We start from the raw sequence: 22,317 nt of genomic DNA on the forward strand, positions 1-22,317 counted from the left end.
TCAATTTTTGTCGACAACGCCGGTATATTAGCCTTCTACGATCCGGCACCCCGATTCGCTGCAGCATCCTCGCAGCCACGCCCGCCCCCGCCGGATCACCGCCAGGATGTTGTGGACCATGAACTGCTTGTCGCTTGTCCGGCGCAGTCTGCCTGCGCTGCTGTGCGTTGCCGTTGCCCTTTCCACCCCGCCTGCGCAGGCACAGCGCGCCGGCGCTGGCATGCCGTTGGTCGCCCAGGTGGAGCAGTGCAACGCGCTGCTGGCCAGCACCCCGGAGACATCGCTGCAGATCGCCAAGGCGTTGCTGGCACGACCGACACTGCCTACCTCGGTGGAGATCGGCGCGATCGCGTGCCTGGGGATGGGGCTGCGTTCGCAGGGCCGCCTGGAGGAGACCGCGGGCCTGCCCGAGCGCCTGCTGGCCGCCGTAAAACACACCGATGCCACCGCCGAGGACACCCTGCGTGCGCGTTCGATGGCCGCGCACCTGCTGTTGTGGCGCGGCGACCAGGCCCAGGCGCTGGAGCTGACCCGCACCTTCCTTGACGAGTCAGTGCGCACCCGCGATGTGCACGGACAGATCAGTGCGCTGATGCAGATCGCCATGATCCGCGGCGATGCCATGGGCGATGCGCAGGGCGCGTTGACCTACCTGCAGAAGGCCGCCGCGCTGAGCGAGCACCTGCGCCGGCCGCCGAACCCGGGCGACATGCTGATCCACTACAACGTCGGCTATGCGCTGCTGTCGATGCAGCGCTACGAGGAGGCGCAGACGGCCTTCGATCGTGCTGCCGCGATCGGCGCGCGCCTCAGTGGCCAGGACCTGCTGATGCACCGCATCACCAGCCACCGGGCCGAGATCCGGCGCGTGCGCGGTGAGCTGGACCAGGCCCAGAAGGGCCTGGACCAGGCCCTGGCCTGGCAGACCACGCAGGATGCACAGGGTCGGATCATCACCCTGCAGCGCCTGGCCCGGTTGGCGCTCGACCGCGACCAGGCAGCCAAGGGCCTGGCCCTCGCCGAACAGGCGCAGACGCTGGCCGACAGCGGCAACTTCACGGATGAGATCCGCCATGGCCTGGACGTGCTCGGCGATGCCCATACCCTGCTTGGCCAGCGTCAGCAGGCATTGCAGGTGGCCCGCCAGGCGCGCGAACTGGATCAGGCACGCAGCAAGGGCGACACCCTCAACCGCCTGGCCAAGCTGCAGGCCAGCGCGGAGCGCCGCATCGCACCGGCCGAGGTCAATGCCGAACAGGACCTGGGCCGCGTACGGGTGGTCCGCAACAGCGCGGTCGCCGCGCTGCTGGCCGTACTGGCGATCGCCGCGTTCCTGATCCTGCGCCTGCGCCGGCAGCGACGCGAACTGGCGGCGCTGAGCCGGACCGATGCGGTCACCGACCTGCCCAACCGGCACGAAGCCGAACGCCTGCTGGGCGATGCCCGCGCGTCGGGCCAGCGGCGCAGCGCGCTGCTGCTGCTGGAAATCGACGACTTCAAGGCACTCAACGACCGCCACGGCCAGGCCGGTGGCGATGCCCTGCTGCGTGCGGTGGCGCGCTGCCTGCACAGCGCCGTGGACCGCGGCGACCTGGTGGCCCGCTGGGGCGGCGCCCGGTTCCTGGTGGCACGCCACGATACCTCCGACGCCGCCGCGCAGGCGCTGGCCAACCACCTGCGTACCCGCATCGAGCGCCTGCTGGTGGAGATCCGGCCCGGGCAGCCGATCACCCTCAGCGCCAGCCTTGGCGTGGCCCCGCTGCCGCTGTTCGCCGATCAATCCGGGCAACTGGACGACAGCCTGCGCGCGGCCGACCGCGCCCTGCAGACTGCGCACCGCAGCGGCCACAATGCCTGGGCCAGCCTCTGGGGCGCGGCCATCGGCATGGAGGTCGATCTACACAACCTGCTGCACGACCCGACCGAAGCGCAGGTGCTGGGCTGGGTGACGCTGGCAGGCAGCCGGCCGATGCCGTGGATGCCGCCACGACCCGAGCCCGTGCGGCCCAGCGCGGCCGCCACCGAGGCGACGACCGGGCAGCGCGGCTGAGGCCCTGTGACGTCAGCGCGTCACGTCCAGACGCACTTCCACCCGGCGATTGGGCAACAGGCATTCCAGTAGCGCCGCGCGCGGGCGCACGCCATCGCACTGCTGCACCTGCTGGGTATCGCCGCGGTACTCGTAGTGGATCAACGCCGGATCGATGCCGCGGCCAACCAGCAGATCGCGCACGGTGCGGGCCCGCCGCTCGGACAACGCCTGGTTGGCATCGAAGCCACGGCCCTGCAGGCGGTCAGCGTGCCCGACCAGCGCGATGCCGCGCAGCTGCAGCGCTTCACTGCGTACGCTGGCCAGGGCGCGGTCCACGCTTTCCAGCGAGTAGGTGCGGATGTCGCGGTAGCCGTCGCGGTCGAATTCGAACAGCACGTTGGCCACCAGCGGAATCGGCGCCGACGCAGCCGCCGTGCCCGCGTTGCATTGGCGTGCCGCCGCTTCGGCATCGTTGACCAGCTCCTCGGCGATCTGGATGTACGGCTTGGAATGACGCCACTGCTGCTGGTTGAACTCGTTGCCGGCATGCACCAGCTCGACCTCGCCACAGGCCACCTGTTGCTGCGCGCAACTGAACCCCGGCGCGCCATGCAGCACGCGCAGGCGCTGCCACAGGTCATCGCGCAGGTACTTGGCGCCATTGACCAGCGGGGTGTCGGTCGGCAACGGCGCGGCGCCCTGCTCCATGCCCACGATCAGCTTTTCCGACTCGCTCAGCGCCTGCTGCGGGAAATCGCTGCGGTCATTGCGGCTGTACTCGTGGAAGGACACGTCCAACCAGCACTGCGCCTTGGACAGGTGGTAGTCGCGGATTGGGCGGCCGCCGTCGTTGAGCGCCTGGATGCGGCCCTGGGTGGCCTCGTAGGCCTGGTGGTCGGCATGGATGGCCGCGTCGGTGATGCGCTGCTGCTCAGGCAGCAGCCGGGTCTGCTGGGCATTAGCGGTACCGGCCAGCGCGGTGGCGATGGCCGCCACCAGCAGCGCGGGGACAACTCGGGAAATCGGGGAAAGCGTGGTCATCGGGGCATCCTCAGCGTGCCGGGTCGCGGTAGCGGACAGGGTCCGGCCGGAAAAGGTCTTCATCGAACTTGAAGCGAAGGCGCACGAACACGCCCTGCTGGGTGTACTCGTAGCCGTTGAGATCGCGGTCGCCGGTAAAACCGCTCCAGTTGTAACCGGCCGACAGCCACAGGTTCTGGCGCAGCAGGCGCCCCACTTCCATGCCCCAGGCGTACTGATTGGCGCCGGTCTGGCCGCGGAAGGTGGCGCCGAGCACGCCGATGTCCCAGTTCTCGGTGATGTCATACACCACCCGCCCGGACAGCAGCACCGCGTGGAAGCGGCTGTCGACGCGCACGCCATCGCTGTAGGCGAACTGGTCCTGCTGCCACTTGCCGGCGACGCGACCGGTCAGCCACCACGGCCGCGACGGATGCCAGTCGGCGTGGGTGGAGACGATGTGTGCTCGCGTGCGCACGTCCTGGCTGCTGCCATCCACGGCCGCGCCATCGGACAGGGTCAGCCCGCTCTCGTCGCGCTCGAGCTTGTACTCATAGCGGGCCAGCGCGTTGATCCGGTTGCGATCGGTATCGCGGTAGGCCAGGCCGAGCTGGAAGCGGTCCTGCAGCACGTCGCCACGGGCGTCGTAGCGGGTGCTGAGCAGGTAGTTGCGGGCCAACAGCGTCCAGTCGCGGCTGAGCTTGCGGGCCAGCATGGCCTGCAGCAGCGTGGTGTTGAACGCCTCGTTGGTCGCCGTGTCCGGCACGTCTTCGGAGATCCGGTGCTCGGCGCGGATCGCACCGCGCCACAGCGGGTTGGCGCTGTAGTCCAGCGCCAGCGCCAGGCCGGTGGTGTCGCCCGCGCTTCCGTCGATCACCTTGACGTGTTCGGCCGAGCTGCCCAGGCGCAGGCCTTCGGCGATATCCCACGTATTGCGGATGCCCGATGCGGCCTGGACGTCACGGCCACTGATCGAATCCCGCAAGCGGTACTCGCTGAAGGTCTGGGTATCGCGCAGGTAGCTGCTGTCGATGCCGAACACCAGCGCGTCGGCCTCGCGGTCGGTGGTGGTGATGCCATAGGCGCTGGTCAGTCCGGTCTGCTTTTCATATCGCCCGTAGACGCGGCTGCGTTCGAATACCTGGTAATCCAGGCCAGCCGCCAGGCGCTTGCGGTCTTCGCCGCTGACGCTCTGCTCCACCTCGGCGCCGGCGCTGAGGCGATCGCTGATGCGATACCCCAGACCGATGCGGGCACTGTCCGATTCCAGCTCGGTGCCTACTGGCAGATCACTGGTGATCGGGCTGCCGCTGCTGTTGCCGTTGATGACCATCAGCCCGGTGAGCGGATCGAGCGCCTGCTGGCCGTAGCCGAGTGCGCCGCCGCCGCTGCCGGTGGCAAACCCACCGGTGAGCCCGCCCGCATCGCCGAAGGGGACGCCCGACGACCACGGCGAGGTCACGCCGATCGTCTCGCGGATGCTGCGCACGCCCAGGTCCACGGTAAGCCGCTCGCTGGCGCCGATGCGCACGCCGGCACCGCCGGCATCGCGCTTGCCGCCGTCCGGGTTGCGATCTTCGCTGCGCAGGCCTTCGGCGTAGAGTTCCAGCCGCGGACCGACCCGGTAGCCGAGCCTTGCATTGTATTCGCCACGGCCGCCGTACAACGGCGCCGCCGGATTGTTGAAGGCCGGATCGGTGCGGGCGGCGAACAGACGCGCGTCGAAGCGCGCCCCGTCATGCGCGAACTCGACCCGCCACGCATCGCCCTCGACCTCGCCGGTGACGTCCTTGAGCCCCTGCGAGGTGACCTGGTTGATGGTGTTGGTGTTGACCTCGCTGCGGGTCCGCGCGAACTCGGCTACCAGCAGCGTGCTGTCGCCGAAGCGGTAGCTGGCATTGGCGCTGCCCATGCTGAACTCGGCGTACGGGTTGCGATCATCGACCACCGCCGCGCCCACTTCCATGCGCTCGCTTAGTTTCACCTGGGCATCGGCGCCGACTACCCAGAACTTCTCGGTGTCCTGGTCCAGCTCGTAGGTGATGCGGAGCGAGACCGTGTTGAGGTCGCTGTCGAACGCCGGCAGGAACTGGTTGAGCAGGATGCGCCCGGAGAACGGCTCGAAGCTGTAGTCGACCAGCCGCGCCAGCGCACGCACCGAGACGATGCGGGTGGGCTGGTTGCGGTCGCGCACGATCACTTCCACCCGCTCGCTGCCTTCGAGCACGGCGTTGTTGCGCAGCGCGTACGGGCCGCTGCCCTGGCTGCGGAACTCCTCGATCACCTGGCGCAGCGAGTCCTGCATCGCAAATACGTTGCTGCGCACGCGCTCGCTTTCGAAATGCCAACCCAGGCCGGTGGCGGTGCGGTTATAGGTGCCCAGGCTGCGCTGCGGCAGCGCCCCACTGCCGCCGATGCCGGTGGCCGTGGCCAGCCCGTCGCCGGTCTGGAAATCGCCGTACAGCAGGTAGCTGCGGCGGTTGTCCACGCGCACATACAGGCGCTCGGCCGAGCGCGCATCGAAGCCGCGCAGCGATGCGTCGCCGTAGACCGGATAGAACTCCTCCGGCTGGATGTCACGCAGCAGCCGGCCGCGGGTGTCCTTGTCCGAGTCGTAGGCGGCGGTGAGCAGGTACTCGCCCTTGATCCGGCCTTTGACGAAGAACGCGGTGCGCGCGGCGGCATTGGCCTTGCCGTTGTTGAACTGGCGCTCCCAGCGGCGGATATCGCGGTCGAACGCGTCGTCATGGTCCACCGCCGCGACCAGCCCGGCCGTGTTGCGGCGACGGAAGTTGACCACGCCCTCGATCAGGCCGGTGGCCAGCATCTCGCGCATTTCCGGCAGGAAGGCGATGCTGCCCTGCGCGGTCTCGGCGCCGGCGGTGATCCGCAGCAGCACGTCCTGCGGGTCATGCGGGGCCAGCAGGTCGAACTCGGCCAGGCCATCAACCACCTGCAGCTGAACGCCGGGGGTGATCCTGTCGGCATCCAGCGCGCCGGGGCCCAGCTCATCGGTGCGCGAGCCCGGCAGGCGGATGCGACCGCCGCTGTTTTCGATCGTGGCGTAGGTGCTGCCGGTCAGCGCGCGACCCTGTGCATCCAGCAGCTGCACGCGCACGTGCACGGCGCTCTGGCCGTCGGCCGGCACACCGTCGCGGTCCAGCTCGACCACGATGCGGTCCAACGTGCCCGCCGCGGCAACGTCCAGCGCGCGCGGCGCGGCGTCGGTGCTGGTGGCACTGCGCGGATACAGGCTGGAGGCCTCGCCCAGCACCGGGGTGAAGCGGCCCGGCGTGCCCACGCTCTGCGCCATGGCCGGCACGGCAGCCAGCGCACAGGCCAGCAGGCTCAGCCGCGGCAGGCGGGTCAGCGGATGCAGCCGGCTCATGGCGTGGCCTCCGCGGCGGCGCCTGCGGCAGGCGGGGAGGTTCTGGGATGCACGATCGGTCTCTGGTTGGCCGAGTCGGTCGCCTGCTGCGGCGCCCGCGCGGGTTTGCTGTCGAAGCGCAGCGGCGGCTGCCCGGTTTCGGTTTCCGGCGCGCACACCTCGCCCTGGGTGCGGCGCGCCTTGACCTGCTCGAGCACCGGGTTGGCGCAGCTGCCCTCGATGAAATCGGCGCGGTGCAGCTCACCGTTCTTGAGGTCCAGGAACAGGCTGTCGGCATCGCCCAGGTTGCGGTTGCTGCTGGTGGTCAGGCGCGCACCCAGCGGCAGCGTGGCAGCGTCCACTTTGAGGGTGTGGCTCTGCGGCGGCAGGCCGCAGTAGCTGTACTTGCCTTCCGAATCGCTGATCACCCAGGTGCCGTCGGAGAAGTACAGGCGCACCCCCGGGATGCCCAGTTCCTCGCGGTCCTGCACGTGGTTGTTGTTGCAGTCCACGAACACCTTGCCGAGCACGCAGGTCTGGTCGGTGAACACGCCGCCGGTGACCCGCACGCGGTATTCGGCGCGGTTGGAGGGCAGCGCGCCCGGCAGCGGGGTGAGGCTGTCGGTGTTGATGCAGCCGCCGTCGAAGGCGCAGCCGAATGCCTGTGCGCGGTTGATGCCATCGCCTTGCTGTGCACCCACGCCGACCCGCACGCGGTAGGTCAGCACGATCTGGCCACCGACGCTGATCGGCCCCAGGCGGAAGCCCAGCAGCGGGCCCGGCTTGCCGTTCGGGTCGACCACGGCGCGGCCATCGGCACGCGCCGTGCCGTCGATGTAGGTGAAGCCACGCGGCAGCCGGTCGACCACGTTGACGGTGCGCAGCGCGCTGCCGGCGGTCTGGCGCACGGTGATGGTGTACTGCACGGTGTCGCCGATCTCCGCGGTCTGGCGGTCGCCGCTCTTGCTGATCGCCAGCCCGGTGGCCACCGCCGTGTCCAGCGGCAGGTGGTTATGCACGATCGCAGCGGTGGCCGAGCCGCCGAACAGGCCCAGGTAGTACTGGGTAGCCGTGCCTACCGCGCCGGTGGGCGCTGCGGTGTTGGGCTGGACCACGTGGTTGGCGCCGCCGCCGCCCAGCGGCGACAGCGTGCCGTCCTGCGGCGGGATCAGGCTGGATACGAACGCATAGCCGCCCGGCGGGGTCACGCTGAGCTGGAACTCGCAGCGTGCCGGCGCAGCGGGGCCGAACGCGAACTGGTAGAAGCCCTCGCTGCCCACGGTCATCGAGATCGCGTTGCCTTCGATGCGATAGCCACCCTGGGCCGCGTTGAGCACGGCAGTGCGCGGGTCGTAACCGCTGCACAGGCCGACCGGCGACAGGGTCACGATCGAACCCGGGACCGGATCACGCGACACGGCGTCGTAGACCACGCCGGACGGATCCACCGGCAGGCTCTGCTGCGGCAGGTACTGGCCGGGTGCCAACACCACCTCGAGCACGCTGCTGGCGTTGTCGTTGACCTGGCAGGCGCTGGTACCGGCACGCGCGATGGCGCCGGCGGCGTCGCAGGTGGCCTGCACGCCGGCCACGGTCTCGCGGGTGACCGGGTGCGGCCAGACGATGTTCGAGCGCGGGTCGCGGAAGCGGATGTTCCACTTCACCCCCGGCAGCACATCGTTGAACCGATAGCTGCCGTCGGCCGCGGTGACCTGGCTGGCCACCACCTCCCCCGTGGCCGGGTCGACCAGTTCGACGATCCAGGCCGGCAGGCGCTGGTCGCCGCCATCGAGCAGCTGGTCATCGCCGCCCACGTCGTACCACACCGTGCCGCCCACCGAGGCGCTGAGCTGCACCTTGTTGGGCACGCGGCAGACGTTCTGGGTGATCGCCGGATCGCACTCGGGCAACGCGGTGACATCGCCCTCGAACGCGGCGCGCTCGGCCGGGCTGGGGCCATGCGGTGCATCTTCGCCACCGCCCTGGACCAGCACCGCGTTGTGCACGGTGCTGCCATTGGCCGCGTCGGCGCCGACCTTCACCTTGACCGTGATCGCATCGGGCAGGGTCGCACCGGCAGCGATCAGCGTGCTGCTGCGGCACACGAAGCGCTGTGCACCGACCGCGCCCTCGCACAGCCAGCCGTTGCCGGTCGGCGTGTCGAGCAGGGTCAGGCCGACCGGCAGGCGGTCATGCACTTCGTAGCCGGCCAAGGTCTGGCGTGGGCCGATGTTGCGCACCTGGATCTGGTACTCGGCGGCATGGTTGACGGTGAACACCGCCGTGGTGGCGTGCTTGCTGACCACCAGGTCCGGGGTGTCGGCCACTTCGCCGAAGTTGTTCTGCACCGACTGCATGCCCGCGCCCAGCACGACCTGGCTGATCGCCGACGGTACCGTCGTGCGGTCGGTGGCCACGCCGACCACGCTGCCCTGCACGGTGCCCGGGCTGGTGATGCCGTTGGTGGTGTAGGCCGGCTGGTCCGGTTCGGTCAGCACGTAGCTGCCCGGGCGCAGGTTGGGGAAGCTGTAATTGCCCTGCGCATCGGTGCGGGTGGTGAGGTTGACCGGCTGCCCGGCGTCATCGGTGCCGGTCAGCACGATCTGCACGTCGGCGATGCCGGTTTCGTCGGCGTCGATGCTGCCGTTGTCGTTGTTGTCGTAGTACACGCGGCCGGCGATCGAGGCGATCGGAATCTCGCCGAAGTTGTAGGCCGCGGCCGCCTCGTTGCTACCCAGCGCGATCGCGTTGATCGCCGACGGCACGGTGTCCGGCGAGGTCGCGGTGCCGCCCTTGTCGCCGGGCACGGTGATGCCGTTGAGGGTGTTGGTCGGCTGGGTCGGTTCAGTCACCACGTAGGTGCCCGGCAGCAGGCCGACGAAGGCGTAACTGCCATCGGCGGCGGTGGTGGTGGTCAACTGCACAGGCTGGCCGTTGCGGTCGGTGCCGGTGAGCACGATCTCCACGCCCCCCAGGCCGGTTTCGGTCGGGTCGATGACGCCGTCATTGTCCACGTCCAGCCAGACCCGCCCGGCGATCGAGCTGCCGTTGGGGTTCTCGCCGAAGTTGAAATTCTCGCCATCGGCCCCGCGGCCCAGGTCGATCCCGGCGATGCGGTCGGTGTTGGCCGCGTCCGGTCCGCCCGGACTGGCCACGCCGGTGCCCGCCACGCAGGTACCCATGGCGCAGGTCGCGCCACCGATGGTGCCGGCGTTCACGGCGCTAGGACGGTTGGTATAGGGGCCGTTGGGCAACGGCTCGCGCACGCTGTACAGCACGTGCGGGTCCAGGTCGTCGAAACGGTAGTGGCCGTTGGCGTCGGTCTGCACGGTGGCCAGCACCGCGCCGGTGCTGGCGTCCAGCAGCTCCACGCTGGCACCGACGATGGCGCTGTCGGTGCCCACCGTGCGCTGGTTGTTGAAGTCCAGGTCCACATACACGTAGCCGGACAGGCTCGGGCGACGCACTTCGGGGAAGTTGTAGTTCACCGCCACCGCGCCGACGCTGCCGATCGTGCCACCGGGCACGGCCACGTCGGCACCCAGCAGCACCACGTAGCGGCTGTCCGGGCGGCCGGCCTGGTAGCTGTCCGGGTTGAAGGTCGCCGCCTGCGCGCCACTGGTGGGCGGGTCGATGCGGCCATTGGCATAGCCGGTCGGCTGCACTTCCAGCACGGTGTAACCGGCCGCGTCGGACGGGGCCAGGTTGTCGAAGCGGTACTGGCCGTTGGCGTCGGTGGTGACGGTCAGGTTGACCGCCTGGCCGTAGGCATCGGTGCCGCTCAGGCGGATCGACACACCGGCGATGCCGGCTTCACCGGGTTGCACGGTGCCGCCGTTGCCGGCGGCCTGGTCGCTGTCCACGAACACCTTGCCGGCCAGCGACAGGTTGACCACGTCCAGCGGCACATCGACGATGTCGTTGGCCGGGTTCTCGTCGACCTGCTCGGTGCTGATCTGCGCATGGTTGCTGGAACTGCCACGCGGTGCGGTGCTGCCGGCCGGCAGCTGCGGCCACATGGCCGGCACCAGAATGCGGACCTGGCCGGGGTTGCCGGTGGCGAAGGTGGTGTCGCCCACTTCGCAGGTCACCACCCGGTCGAGCACGCTGCACGTGCCGCTGCCATCGGGGGTGGACCCGGCGTAGGCCGGACCCTGCTTCTGCCAGGTGACCGGCCCGGTCACCTGCACACCGGCCGGCAGCGTATCGGTCACCACCGTGCCGGTACCGCGCAGCTGCGCGGTGGCGCTGCGGTCACGCGAGAGGCTCTGGCCTGGGCCATTGTTGACGCCGGTGATGACGTACCAGAACGGCTGGCGCACGGTGACGCCGGCCACGCTGGCCGGCAGTGCCACGCTCGGGGAGGCCCCCGGCGACACGGTCACCATGGTCTTGCGCACGGTCATGTCCGAGCGCATGAACACGCTGGTGGTTTCGGTGGTGCTGTTGTCGGCGCGGTTGGCATCGCCGGCGGTCAGGTCGGCGCCCTGTCGGGTTTCAGCCGAGTGTGTCAGCGCGGTGTTGCTCAAGGTGTCGCCGCCGCCGCCCGGGGCGCTGTCGTAGCGGTAGCGCAGGAACAGCGCGCTCTCCGCGCCGGCGGCCACGGTGCCCTCTTCATTGCTGCCGGCAAAGCCGGCGCCCGGCATCAGGCAGTCCAGCACCATCGCGCTGCTGCCGTTGCCGGTGAACGGGTTGCTGCCTTCCACCACGCTGCAGCCGGCAACGTTGAAGCTGCCACCGGCCGTCGTCGATGCACCGATGAAGGTCACCGTGCGGCCATCCGGCGGCACCAGACTGTCGCGGATGCGGGTATCGCTGGCCAGCGACGGGCCCTGGTTGCCCACCGTCACCCGGTAGGTGAGGTAGTTGTTGGCCGGCACCTGGGGGTCGAAGCCCAGCGGGTCGATGCCACCGGCAAAGCCCTGGTCGTTCTTCTGCACCAGCAGGTCGACCCGGCCTTCGCCGAAGGTCAGCCGCGCTTGCTTGGTGTCATCGGCCGCGGTGCTGACCAGGTTGTAGTTCCAGCTGCCGTTGGCATCGCTGCCGGTGGCGCCATCGGGGAAGCTGAAACCGGCCACGTTGTCGAACACACGCCCGGTGTTGCTGGCGTTGACGTTCGGGCGGATGCCCAGATTGACCGTGTCCACTGCGCCATTGGCCAGCGCCACGGCCGGGCAGGTCAGGGTCAGCGTGCGCGGGCTCGCGGTATCGGTATTGCGGTAGGAAATGCCGCCGGCGGTGTTGCTGGCGGTAATGCCCGTCTCCATCGCGGTGATGGTGCAGGCCTGGTTGTTGGAGGCAAGACGCGCGTTGACCAGCACGAAGCCGCTGTCACCGGCCGGCAGGGTGAAGGTATCGGTGAAGGCGACCCGCGGAATCGCCGACGGGCCCTGGTTGCGGTACTGGATGCGATAGTCGGCGACCACGCCGGCGCGGCCGCTGTTGTCGCCGCTGGTGATCACCTTCTCGACAGTCTGCATGTTGGCCACGCGCTCCACGCGCAGCCAGTCGGTGGCGTAGTTGTCGCTCCAGTCCGATTCGCCCACCGAGCCGGTGATGCGGCCATCCACGCCGACGCCGGCGCGATTGCAATGGAAGTGGCCCGACGCCGGCACCGTGCCGGCCGCCACGCAGGCAGCGTTGGCACCGCTGGCGGCGGTCTTGCCCACGCTGTCGAAGAGGATGCCCGGGGTGTTGCCGGCCGTGCGCAGGCGCAGGCGGATCACCGCGGTGGCGTTGCGTGCCAGCACCGCGTTGCCCGATTCGCAGATCAGGCTGCCGTTGTTGATGCGGCAGTTGGCCGCCGGCCAACCGGCCGGCGCGGTGATGTCCACCACGGTGCGGTTGTTGTCCAGGAAGCCCGGCAGCGGGTCGTTGACCACCACGCCGGCGGTATCGGCACCGCTGTTGCGCACGGTCAGCAGGTACTCGGCCCAGGTTTCGGTGACGCCCACCACCTTGTCGCCGCCGGCTTCGGTGCTGGCGACCTTGGTGATCGACAGGTTGGCCGCATCGTCGGTGGCGCGGATGCCGCTGCCGGCGCAGTCGTTGCTGGTGATCTTGTCCAGGTTGACGCCGCTGTCGGTGGTCGGCTCCAGCGCGGCCGGGCCACCGCCGGGTGCCGAACCGCCGGTGCAGGCATTGTTGGTCAACAGACCGGCCGCGCGCGCACGGGTGGTCATCACCAGCGTGGCAAATGCATTGCCGTTGCCGGTACCGGTAGCGACGGCCACCGGATAGGGGCCGGTGAAATCGCAGGTCACCACCTGACGCGTGCCCGGGGTGTACGCGGCGGGCACCGCCGAACAGGTGAACGGCCCGGTGGTGGCGATGAATTCCTCGCCATCGGCCAGCACGTCCACGATCTGCGCACCGGCGGTGATACGGGCCGGACCGTTGTTCCACAGGCGCAGGGTGGAGGTCATGTTGCTGGCCGAGGTGGTACCGACCGGCACCACTTCGCCGTTTTCGTTGCTGCCCAGCTTGCTCTTGGCCAGGCGCAGGTCGGCGCCATCGGCGAGCACGGTCAGCGCGGTGGTGGCGATGTTGTTGTTGGTGCCGTGGGTGGCATCGTTCGGATCAGGAGTGAGCGCCGACTGGATCTGCACGGTGGCGGTGACATTGCCGGGCGTGGCCGGGGCCGTCGCCTGGATCTGCAGGATGTCCTTGCTGCCGGCCGGCATCGCACCCGTGCGCGTACAGGAGAAGGTGGTCGGGGTCGGGCTGGTGCAGGTCCAGTTGGACGGCAGCGAACCGGTGCCGGTGAAGCTGAAGCCGGCCGGCAGCTGGCCCGTCACGCTCACGCCGCTGGAGGCTTCCGGGCCAAGGTTCTCTGCGGTAACGGTGAACACCACCGGCCCGTCGGTGGCGGCCGGGGCCGGTGAGGCGACCATTGCCACGGTCACGTCGGCACCGGTGGTCACCACGGTGTTGGCAGTGGCCACGTCGTTGTCCGGACGCGGGTCCGGGGTGCCGATGGCGGCCACGCGCGCGGAATTGGTGACCGCACCGCTGGACACGTTGGCCTTGGCGCGGAAGGTGAACGTCCGGGTCATCCCGTTGGCGAGGCTGCCGGCGTGGGTGGCCGTGGTGGTGCCGTAATTGAAGGTCCAGCCGGTGCCGCTGAAGCTGCCCGGGACCACCGCGAAGCCGGCCGGCAGCGTGTCGATCACCTGGAAGTTGGTGGACGGGCTGGGGCCGGCGTTGCGCACGGTGAGGGTGTAGGTCACCTCGCCACCGGCGATCACCGAGGCCGGGCTGCCGCTTTTGGTCAGCGCCAGATCGGCGCCGGCGGTCAGCGTGGTGTTCTGTTCGAGGCGGTTGTTGGCCGGGTTGCTGTCACCGGCGAAGAACGGATCGGCGTTGGTCAGGCTGGCGACCGGCGCGGTCGGGGCCGGCAGGGCGGACGCGTTGCCGATCGCCGCCACCACCTTGGTGGTGCCCGGCTGTGCGTTCTGGGTATCGACCTTGAGCTGGAAACTGATGCCACCGGCGGCCTGGCCGGGGAAACTGGCGTAGCGGCAGACGATGCGGGTATCGGTCTGCGCAGTACAGGCGGCAGGCAACTGGTAGGCGCGGGTATCGGCCGGCAGATCGAAGATCGCCGCCACGCCGCTGGCGGCGGCGGTATCGCTGTTGGACAGGGTGACGTCGTACACCACGATCGCCCCGACCGGGGCCGGATCGCTGCTCGCCGTGCCCGACGCGGTACCGTCGCCGCGCAGCCAGCCGCTGGTCGAGTCCGACAGCTGCGACACGCTGAGGTTGGCCGCCCACGCGGCCGGTACCAGCAGTCCGCCCAGCAGGCATGCGCACAGCAGCTGCCAGCCACGTACGCGCCACGACGAACCCCACGACGATGCGATGCCTGCGACGGCATCCGTCCGAACCTGCTGCTTGTGCACGACTGTTCCCCTGCTGGCGACAAAGCCAGGGCCGCAGCCGCGATTGCAGACCGGCCTCCCTGGCATTCATGGCGCGCCGTCGACGACGGACGCGCGGCCTCGGCCGGTTGGCCGGAGGCGGCAGGGATTCTGGTGAGGACGGCGTGCAAAAGCAGTGCCAGCACCTCACGATTGCTCTCACTTGCTCACACGCACCCATGCGTCGGGCTCAGGACACCTCGTCGGTCCACAGGTAGCCGGCCCCGCGCAACGCGCGCACCGGCAGGGTCAGGCCGATGCCGCCGCGCACCCGCGCACGCAGTCGATGCACCAGCACCTCAAGCCGATGTGGATCGAAGTCCCAAGGCTCATCGGTGACCGCTGCGATCAGGGCTTCGCGTTCGATCGGGCGACCCGGCTCGGCCATCAGTGCGCGCAGGAAGCCACGCTCGGCCCGGGTGATGGCCAATACCGCGCCGTTGGGCGCCCGCAGGTCCCAGCCGTCGGCCTGCATTCGCCAGCTACCGGCGGCAGGTGCGGCATGGGCGATCGGTGCCGCCGTGGGCAAGCGGCGACGCAGGCTGGTGAGTGCGGCGGCCAGCAGGTCGCCATCCAGCGGTTTGACCAGGTAGACATCGGCACCGAGCGAGAGGCCGTGCGCCATCTCATGGGTGCTGCCACGCCCGGTAAGCATCACGATGCCGATATCGGCGATCCGGCGCAGATGCCGGGCCACCGCATAGCCGTCTTCGCCGGGCAGGCCGACGTCGAGCACCACGATGTCGCAGCGGCCCACCGCCAAGGCCCGGTACAGCGCCTCGGCACTGTCCAGTCCCGTCACCTCGGCGCCACGCCAGCGCAGGTCGTCCACGCTGAGCGCCAGCAGCTCCGGATCATCCTCGACCACCCAGACCCGGAGCCCGTGCAGATCCCCCCGTGTCGCCGCCGGCGTCGTGCCGTCGTCCTCGTCCTGCATTGCCACCACGTGTGTGTCCGCTCCCCAGCGCCAGCACCCAGTGTAGGCCACGACCGGCGGTCGTGGCCTACCTGCGGCTCATTCGGCCGGAACGCCCATTTCCTTCAGCAGCTCGGGCGCCGGGTAGACCTTGGCCAGCAGCCAGCGCAGGTAGCGCATGTCCACGTGCACGGCACGCTTGTAGCGCGGGTCGAACCACCAGCTGGCGCTGACCGACTCCCAGTTGCTGTCGAAGTTCAGCCCGATCAGCTCGCCCTTGGCATTGAGCACCGGCGAGCCGGAGTTGCCGCCGGTGGTGTCCAGGTTGGTCAGGAAGTTGACCGTCTGGGTCTTCAGCACCGGGTCGGCGGTGGAGCCGAAATCGCCCTTGGCGATGGCCGCCAGCAGCGGCTTGGGGGCATCGAACGGGTAGGCGTTGGTGTTCTTCTCGACGATCCCGGCCACGGTGGTGACCGGGTCGAAATGCACCGCATCGCGCGGCGACAGCGCCTCGACCTTGCCGTAGCTGATGCGCAGGGTGCGGTTGGCATCGGGGTACACCGCGCGGCCCTGCTTGGCCCGCCACGCGAACAGCGCCTGCATGTAGGCCGGGCGCAGGCGCAGCTGCTCGCCGGCGCGGGTCTTGCTCTCATCGTCCAGGCGCAACTGCGCGGCCACCAGCGGCCCGGCCAAGTCGATCAGCGGATCGCGGGCCAACGGCTTGCCGTCCCGTGCCGCAGCCAGGCGCGACAGACGCTCGGACTCATCGCCCAGGCGGGTGCCGGCGTACAGGCTGTCCAGCGCCTTGGCCAGCGCGGCCGGGGTACGGCCAAAGGCGGCGTCGTACTCGGGCACGCGCTGCGCGTCGGGCAGCTGCTGGTAGCGGGTCAGCAGGGTGGTCAGCAACGCCTTCTCCACTGCCGGCGCGTAGCGGCGCTGCACCTGCTTCAAGGTGCCTTCAATCAACGCCAGATCGCGCTGCTGGTAGCCGCTCTCGCGCTCGGCATCGGGCTTGGCCGACTCGATGCGCAGCCGCTCAAGCATGAGCGCCGAACGCAGCAGCTGGCTCTGCGCCGACAGCAGGTCCAGCAGCAGGTCGCGTTCGCCCACCGATGCGCCCTGCGACAACGACCCGAGCAGGGCCTGGATGTCGCCCTGGTAGCTGGCATCGGTGGCCTTGAGCATCGCCGCTTCGTCGCTGGCGCGCTGGGCCTTGGCATCGCTGCGCACCAGGCCCTCCAGCTCGCCGGCGGCACGCTTGCGGTTGTTCTTCAGTGACTGCAGCTGCGAGGCATAACGCGTGCGCGCCTGTGCATCCTTGGCGCTGGCCGCCTCGATGGTGTCGATCATCTGCTGGAACACCGCCACCCGCCGCGGCAGCACCGCATCGATCTGCCCGGCGAATTCGGCGGCGGTGCGATGGCGGTAGGTGATGCCGGGGTAGCCGGCCAGCATCGCGTAGTCACCGGTCCTGGGCCCATCGATGGCCATCTTCAGGTGTGCCGGCGGCTGGTACGGCACGTTGTCCGGGCTGTACGGCGCCGGCTTGCCGTCCTTGCCGACATACGCGCGCAGCAGGGTGAAATCGCCGGTGTGGCGTGGCCACATGAAGTTGTCGATCTCATCGCCGTAGTTGCCGATCGCGCGCGGCGGCGCGTACACCAGCCGCACATCGCTCAGTTCCAGCTGGCGGATGCGGTAGAAATCGGTGCCGTAGTACATGTCGGCCACGCTGCAGCGCACGTTGCCCTCCTTTTCGCACTCGGCCACCAGCTGCTTGCTGGCGCGGTCGACCGCATCGAAATAGGCACGACCGGTCTGGCCGCGCGCACCGGCCAGCACTTGATCGGTGACCTTGTCAAAGCCGGTGGTGACCAGCACGCGGAAGTCCGGGTTGGCCGCGCGCTCATCGCTGCGGCCCTGGGCGATGAAGCCGTCGTTGATCAGGTCGTGCTCGGGCGAGCTGTTGTACTGGATCACACCCATCGCGACATGGTGGTTGGTCAGCAGCAGCCCGTCGCCGGACACGAACGAGCCGGTGCCGCCACCAGCGCGTACCACCGCGCTCAGCGGCGGCGCGGTGACGTTGGCCAGGTCGGCCGGGTCGCCCTTGAAGCCGGCCGCCTTGAGCGGTTTGGCCAGTTCCGGCAGCTGGGTCGGCATCCACATGCCTTCATCGGCGTGGGCGCCGGCGGCGAGGGTGAGGCCCAGGGCCAAGGCGGTGGGCAGGGCTTTACGTGGCGACATGGGCACATCCGGTACGTCAGAACAGTCGGGAACCTTAGCCTCGGGGACGCTGTGGGGCAACGCCCGATGGTCAGGGGTGCGCGACGCTCCTACAATCGCGTTTTTCTGCACAACGGACGTCCGCAGATGATCGTCGGTATCGACCTGGGCACCACCCATTCCCTCATCGGTGTCCATTCCACAGAAGGCCCCCGGCTGTTCCCCAACGCGCATGGCGAGCTGCTCACCCCTTCGGTGGTCAGCCTGGCCGACGACGCGGTGCTGGTCGGGCAGCCGGCCCGCGACCGCCTGGTCAGCCACCCGCAGCACAGCGTGGCCAACTTCAAGCGCTGGATGGGGAGCGACCGCGAAGTGCGCCTCGGCAGCCGCACGTTCCGTCCCGAAGAACTGTCCGCGCTGGTGCTGCGCTCGCTGCTGGCCGATGCCGAGGCCGCGCTCGGGCACCCGGTGGAAGAGGCGGTGATCAGCGTGCCGGCCTACTTCTCCGATGCCCAGCGCAAGGCCACGCGCGCGGCCGGCGAGCTGGCCGGCATCCGCGTGGAACGGCTGATCAACGAGCCCACTGCCGCAGCGCTGGCCTACGGCCTGCAGCAGCGTGACGAGGAAGGCCGGGTGCTGGTGTTGGACCTGGGCGGCGGCACCTTCGACGTATCGATCCTGGAGCTGTTCGACGGGGTGATCGAGGTCCACGCCAGCGCCGGCGACAACTTCCTCGGCGGCGAGGATTTCCTGCAGGTGCTGGCCCAGGCCTTCCATGCCGAGAACGGCCTGGACCCGGCCAGCCTGTCCAGCGCCGAGCAGGCCCAACTGCTGCGCCGGCTGGAGCTGTTCAAGCGCGAGTTGAGCCAGCAGGGCGACGGTCGCCTGGAGATCGCGCTGGGCAGCCGGCAGCTGTCCTGGCAGCTCGACGAAGCCCGCTACGCCCAACTGTGCGAGCCGCTGCTGCAACGCATGCGTGCGCCGATCGAGCGCGCCATCCGCGACGCCCGGCTCAAGCCCGAAGCGCTGGATGACATCGTGCTGGTCGGTGGCGCGGTGCGCATGCCGATGATCAGCCGCCTGGTCACGCGCATGTTCGGCCGCCTGCCGTTGCGCCACATCCACCCCGACCAGGCCATCGCGCTGGGCGCCACGGTGGCCGCCGGCCTCAAGAGTCGCGACCTGAGCCTGCAGGAGATCGTGCTCACCGATGTGTGCCCGTACACGCTGGGCACCCAGGTCTCGCGACGCGGGCCCGATGGCAGCGAACGCAGCGGCTATTTCCACCCGATCATCCAGCGCAACAGCGTGGTGCCGGTCAGCCGCGAGGACCGCTTCTTCCCGGTCCGCGACGACCAGCGCGAAGTGGTGATCGACATCTACCAGGGCGAGAGCCCCACGGTGGACAAGAACATCAAACTGGGTGAGTTGCGGGTGCCGTTGCCGCGGCTGGGCACGGCCGCCGAAAAAGCCGTCACCACCCGCTTCACCTACGACGTCAACGGCCTGCTGCAGGTGGAAGTCACCCAGGACGCGACCGGCACCCGCCACGAGCTGATCCTGGAACAGAACCCCGGGCTGCTCTCCGCGCAGGACATCCGTGACCGCCTGCTGGCCCTGCAGGGCCTGAAGATCCATCCGCGCGACCAGCAGCAGAACCTGGCCACGGTGGCGCGCGCCGAGCGCCTGTACGAGGAATACCTCGACCAGCGCGACCTGCTGCAGTCGTGGCTGGAGCAGTTCCGGCATGCGCTGGACAGCCAGGACATCAAGCGCATCGACCAGCACCGCGGTGAGCTGTCCGCGGCCATGGACGCACTGGAACGCGACGCATGAGCTGGGGCCACGCGGCCCTCGACCTGGCGGAGGACGCGGACGAGCGCGCGGTGAAACGCGCCTACGCCAAGCGTCTGCGCACCACGCGGCCGGATGACGACCCGGTGGGCTTCCAGCAGTTGCACGAGGCCTACCAGGCCGCGCTGAGCTGGGCGCAGTACCGTGCGCAGTGGCAGGATCAGGAAGACGACGAAGGCCGGCACGACCTGTCGCCGGTGCCGGTCGCCGACATCGCGCAGGGGCTGCAGCGGGACCAGGCAATGGCGAGCGCCGCCGAACCCGGGACCACGCCGGCGCCGGTCGAGGAAGTCATGGCCGCGGCCGACGCACCGGGAGCACACGACCCGGTGCTCACCCTGGACGATGGTGACACCACCTACCCTGCTGCCGCCCATGCGGATCCTTCCGCACCGGATCGGGTACCGGTTCCGCTCCCACAGCCAGCGGCCCCGCCGGTCGATCCCGACGTCGTCGCGCGGCGGATCATCAACGAGGCCCAACAGTCCGAGCCACCCGCGTTCGAGCGCTGGCTGCAGCTGCGTCCGGAACTGTGGTCGCTGCGCGACAAGCCGCTGATCGGCGACGCCGTGCTGGCCGCGCTGCTGTCCAGGGAAGTGCCGATCCACATCGGCAATTTCGAGCTGCTCTCGCAGTGTTTCTGCTGGAACGAGGTGGGCAGCGGACTGGACCCCTACGATGCCGACGCGTGTCGGCTGCGCCTGCATCGTCTGTGGGTATTGCAGCCGCGCAACCACGCTGCGCTGGGGCGGTTCCTGCATCGCGATGGCGTACCGCTGGACCCGGAAAAAGCCCGCATCCGCCTGGATCGCCTGACGCGTCCGTGGGCGCGGTGGCAGTCGCTGTGGAGCGCCTGCTGGCCGGAACGGGTGAGCGCAATGCGTGACACCCTCGCCCGCCTGGACATCCACGATGCCAGCGACGCGCCGCCGCCGCTACGGCGCGAGCAGGTCGCCTTCTGGCTGGCCCTTGCCGATCGCAGCACGCTGGGGTGGGTCCGCATGCAGGTCGCACTCCTGCGCAGTGCCCTGTTGGCCGTGATCGTCATGGCCGTCGTGCCGCTGCTGGGCATGCTCGTCAACCTGACCCCTACCCGTCGCAGCGGCGGCTTCATCCCGCCGTTGGGCATGGCCGAGTTCGTGCAGATCGGCCTGGTCGCCGCGGCCGCGGTGCTGGCGTTGGGTGCGGTGTTGCCGGCGCTGCGCGCCATCGCGCAGTGGCAGATTGCCGACGAGGACCCCGCCGTGCGCTGGCCGCACCTGAAGCTGTGGCTGATCCCGCTGCTGGCGATTACGGCGCTGCTGGTGATCCACGTCGCCGACGCCCGCGTTGCCGGCAGTGCGCTGGCGTGGCTGACGCTGGGCCTGTCGATCCGGCGCTGGTGGCATCGCGCCGGCTACGTTTTCCAGTTCAACGGCTGGCTGCTGCTCGGGATCTGGCCGTTCCTGAAACTGGGTGGGCTGGCGCTGATGTTCGGCGAGATCGCCGTGGCCGGCGCACTGCTGGCCTGGACGGTGGATGCGATGACCAAGGTCGTGCATCGATGAGGCGCCGCGCAGCTCGCCCCGGGCCGGCGCGTCCGGGCGCCGCGCGCGCGCTGCGCCTTGAACAGCGCGCATGAGCTGGGATCTGACCTGGCTGGGCTTGGATGACGGCACACCGGTCGACGTGCGCGCGGTCAAGCGCGCGTACGCGCAACGGCTGCGGGTTAGCCGGCCGGACGACGATCCGGAGGCGTTCCAGCACCTGCACGCGGCCTACCAGGATGCGCTGGCGTGGGTGCAGGCGCAGGACGATGGCCCTCCCCCTTCCGGCGGGCGCGCCCATGCCCGTGCCCGTGCCGACGCGCCTGCAGCGGCCCCGGCCCGGCCATCGGCACCGGCAGTGTATGTCGACGCGGTAGGCAGCCGCATCGCCGCCTTCGCCAGGGAGCACGACGCAGCCACGCTCGAGGCCTGGCTGCAGCAGCAACCGGAACTGTGGTCGCTCGGCGACAAGCCGGCCATCGGCGAGGCCGTGTTGCAGGCCCTCCAGGCCGGCGACCCACCGCTGCCGCCGCCGGTGGTCGCCTGCCTCACCGCATGCTTCGCCTGGGACGACCTGGGCGGGGACATCGATCGCTGGGACCTGGAGGCCGCCGTGCGCCGTTGGCACCAGGCCTGGCTGCTGTCGCCGCAGGGCGCCGCCAGCCTGGCCCAGCGCTACCTGGACGTCACCGACAGCCTGCTGCTGCCCGACAGCAGCGTGCTGCGCAGCCTGCGCCAGGACCGCCCGTTGTGGCGCAACCTGCTGACCACGCTGGTGCCCCCGCGCGTCAACGAAGCCATCGGCGTGCTGAGCGCCCTGGACTTCTGGACGACCCGGGAGACACCGCCTGGCCTGGCCCCCGCCCAGGTCGCGTTCTGGGCGCGCTTCGGCAACGAGGGCGATCGCATCCACCTGCTCAGCGGCGCGCTGCGCGCCGGCACGCTTGCCGCCTTCTGCGGGCTGGTCTGCCTGTGGGGCGTGCTGGGCAGCTGGCCGTTGCCGCCGTCCGGCGATGGCCAGTTCAGCGGCACCCAGCGCGCCATCCTGATCATGCTGATCGGAACGCTGTTCGTGCCGACGCTGTGGTTGTCCGGCGTGGCCCTGCGCGCACTGGTGCGTTGGCAGCGCGCGCCGGAACAGATACCCACCGCCCTGCCCGGGTTGCGCATCCTGACCATTCCGCTGCTGGTCGCCAGCGCCATGGGCAGCCTGTGGCTGGCCCTGAGCCTGACCCCCGGCATCCCGGTGGCCGCGCTGGCGGGGCTGCTGGTGGCCAACGCGATCATCCTGCACGTAGCGTGGCAGCGGCTGCTGGCCCGCTGCGGCCCCTTCACTCCCAACGCCGATGATTTCCGGGGACTCTAGCGCGTATTGGCGCTGCTGACCATCGTGCCCGCCTGGGGGATGGCGCTGGTGTGGTGGGCGCAGGACCTGCACCAGCACCGCGACCGGC

Annotated in this window: 9 protein-coding genes; 4 read left to right on the forward strand and 5 right to left on the reverse strand. The window is 69.8% G+C overall.

Annotated elements, in window-relative coordinates; genetic code table 11:
- Window positions 1-118: 118 nt before the first annotated feature.
- The gene (locus AC1DR7_RS05340) at window positions 119-2,050 is read left to right on the forward strand and encodes a GGDEF domain-containing protein (protein WP_457317805.1); all 1,932 of its coding nucleotides are present in this window, start codon (window positions 119-121) and stop codon (window positions 2,048-2,050) included.
- A gap of 12 nt (window positions 2,051-2,062) precedes the next feature.
- On the opposite strand, the gene AC1DR7_RS05345 is transcribed toward AC1DR7_RS05340, so the two are convergent.
- The 5 genes from AC1DR7_RS05345 to AC1DR7_RS05365 form a co-directional block, all read right to left on the reverse strand.
- A complete protein-coding gene (locus AC1DR7_RS05345; RefSeq protein ID WP_457317806.1) occupies window positions 2,063-3,073 on the reverse strand; it encodes an OmpA family protein in 1,011 nt (336 codons plus the stop codon).
- Between the two features lie 10 nt (window positions 3,074-3,083).
- A complete protein-coding gene (locus AC1DR7_RS05350; RefSeq protein WP_478050904.1) occupies window positions 3,084-6,440 on the reverse strand; it encodes a hypothetical protein in 3,357 nt (1,118 codons plus the stop codon).
- Window positions 6,437-14,323, reverse strand: coding sequence for an SdrD B-like domain-containing protein (locus AC1DR7_RS05355; RefSeq protein ID WP_478050905.1), 7,887 nt, complete (start codon window positions 14,321-14,323; stop codon window positions 6,437-6,439). The genes AC1DR7_RS05350 and AC1DR7_RS05355 overlap by 4 nt, the downstream gene beginning before the upstream one ends.
- A gap of 208 nt (window positions 14,324-14,531) precedes the next feature.
- A complete protein-coding gene (locus AC1DR7_RS05360; protein WP_457317809.1) occupies window positions 14,532-15,278 on the reverse strand; it encodes a response regulator transcription factor in 747 nt (248 codons plus the stop codon).
- A 78-nt stretch (window positions 15,279-15,356) separates the two neighbouring features.
- Complete coding sequence (locus AC1DR7_RS05365) at window positions 15,357-17,504, reverse strand: S46 family peptidase (protein WP_457317810.1); 2,148 nt, start codon at window positions 17,502-17,504, stop codon at window positions 15,357-15,359.
- 126 nt (window positions 17,505-17,630) lie between these two features.
- Here AC1DR7_RS05365 and AC1DR7_RS05370 point away from each other — a divergent pair, with 126 nt between their 5' ends.
- The 3 genes from AC1DR7_RS05370 to AC1DR7_RS05380 all read left to right on the forward strand — a co-directional run bounded on the left by AC1DR7_RS05370 (window position 17,631) and on the right by AC1DR7_RS05380 (window position 22,229).
- The gene (locus tag AC1DR7_RS05370; protein ID WP_457317811.1) at window positions 17,631-19,319 is read left to right on the forward strand and encodes an Hsp70 family protein; all 1,689 of its coding nucleotides are present in this window, start codon (window positions 17,631-17,633) and stop codon (window positions 19,317-19,319) included.
- Window positions 19,316-20,884 carry a hypothetical protein gene (locus AC1DR7_RS05375; protein ID WP_478050906.1) on the forward strand — a complete coding sequence of 523 codons (1,569 nt, stop codon included), beginning with the start codon at window positions 19,316-19,318 and terminating at the stop codon, window positions 20,882-20,884. The genes AC1DR7_RS05370 and AC1DR7_RS05375 overlap by 4 nt, the downstream gene beginning before the upstream one ends.
- 70 nt (window positions 20,885-20,954) lie before the next feature.
- On the forward strand, window positions 20,955-22,229 hold the full coding sequence (locus AC1DR7_RS05380) for a hypothetical protein (protein WP_457317813.1): 1,275 nt from the start codon (window positions 20,955-20,957) through the stop codon (window positions 22,227-22,229).
- Window positions 22,230-22,317 lie beyond the last annotated feature (88 nt).

It is taken from the genome of Stenotrophomonas sp. P5_A9 (assembly GCF_056400525.1).

What these genes read in the sequence shown, in the direction of transcription:
- AC1DR7_RS05360 (WP_457317809.1), bottom strand. Translation starts at nt 15,278, where the DNA reads ATGCAGGACGAGGACGACGGCACGACGCCGGCGGCGACACGGGGGGAT.
- AC1DR7_RS05375 (WP_478050906.1), top strand. Translation starts at nt 19,316, where the DNA reads ATGAGCTGGGGCCACGCGGCCCTCGACCTGGCGGAGGACGCGGACGAG.
- AC1DR7_RS05340 (WP_457317805.1), top strand. Translation starts at nt 119, where the DNA reads ATGAACTGCTTGTCGCTTGTCCGGCGCAGTCTGCCTGCGCTGCTGTGC.
- AC1DR7_RS05380 (WP_457317813.1), top strand. Translation starts at nt 20,955, where the DNA reads ATGAGCTGGGATCTGACCTGGCTGGGCTTGGATGACGGCACACCGGTC.
- AC1DR7_RS05345 (WP_457317806.1), bottom strand. Translation starts at nt 3,073, where the DNA reads ATGACCACGCTTTCCCCGATTTCCCGAGTTGTCCCCGCGCTGCTGGTG.
- AC1DR7_RS05350 (WP_478050904.1), bottom strand. Translation starts at nt 6,440, where the DNA reads ATGAGCCGGCTGCATCCGCTGACCCGCCTGCCGCGGCTGAGCCTGCTG.
- AC1DR7_RS05365 (WP_457317810.1), bottom strand. Translation starts at nt 17,504, where the DNA reads ATGTCGCCACGTAAAGCCCTGCCCACCGCCTTGGCCCTGGGCCTCACC.
- AC1DR7_RS05370 (WP_457317811.1), top strand. Translation starts at nt 17,631, where the DNA reads ATGATCGTCGGTATCGACCTGGGCACCACCCATTCCCTCATCGGTGTC.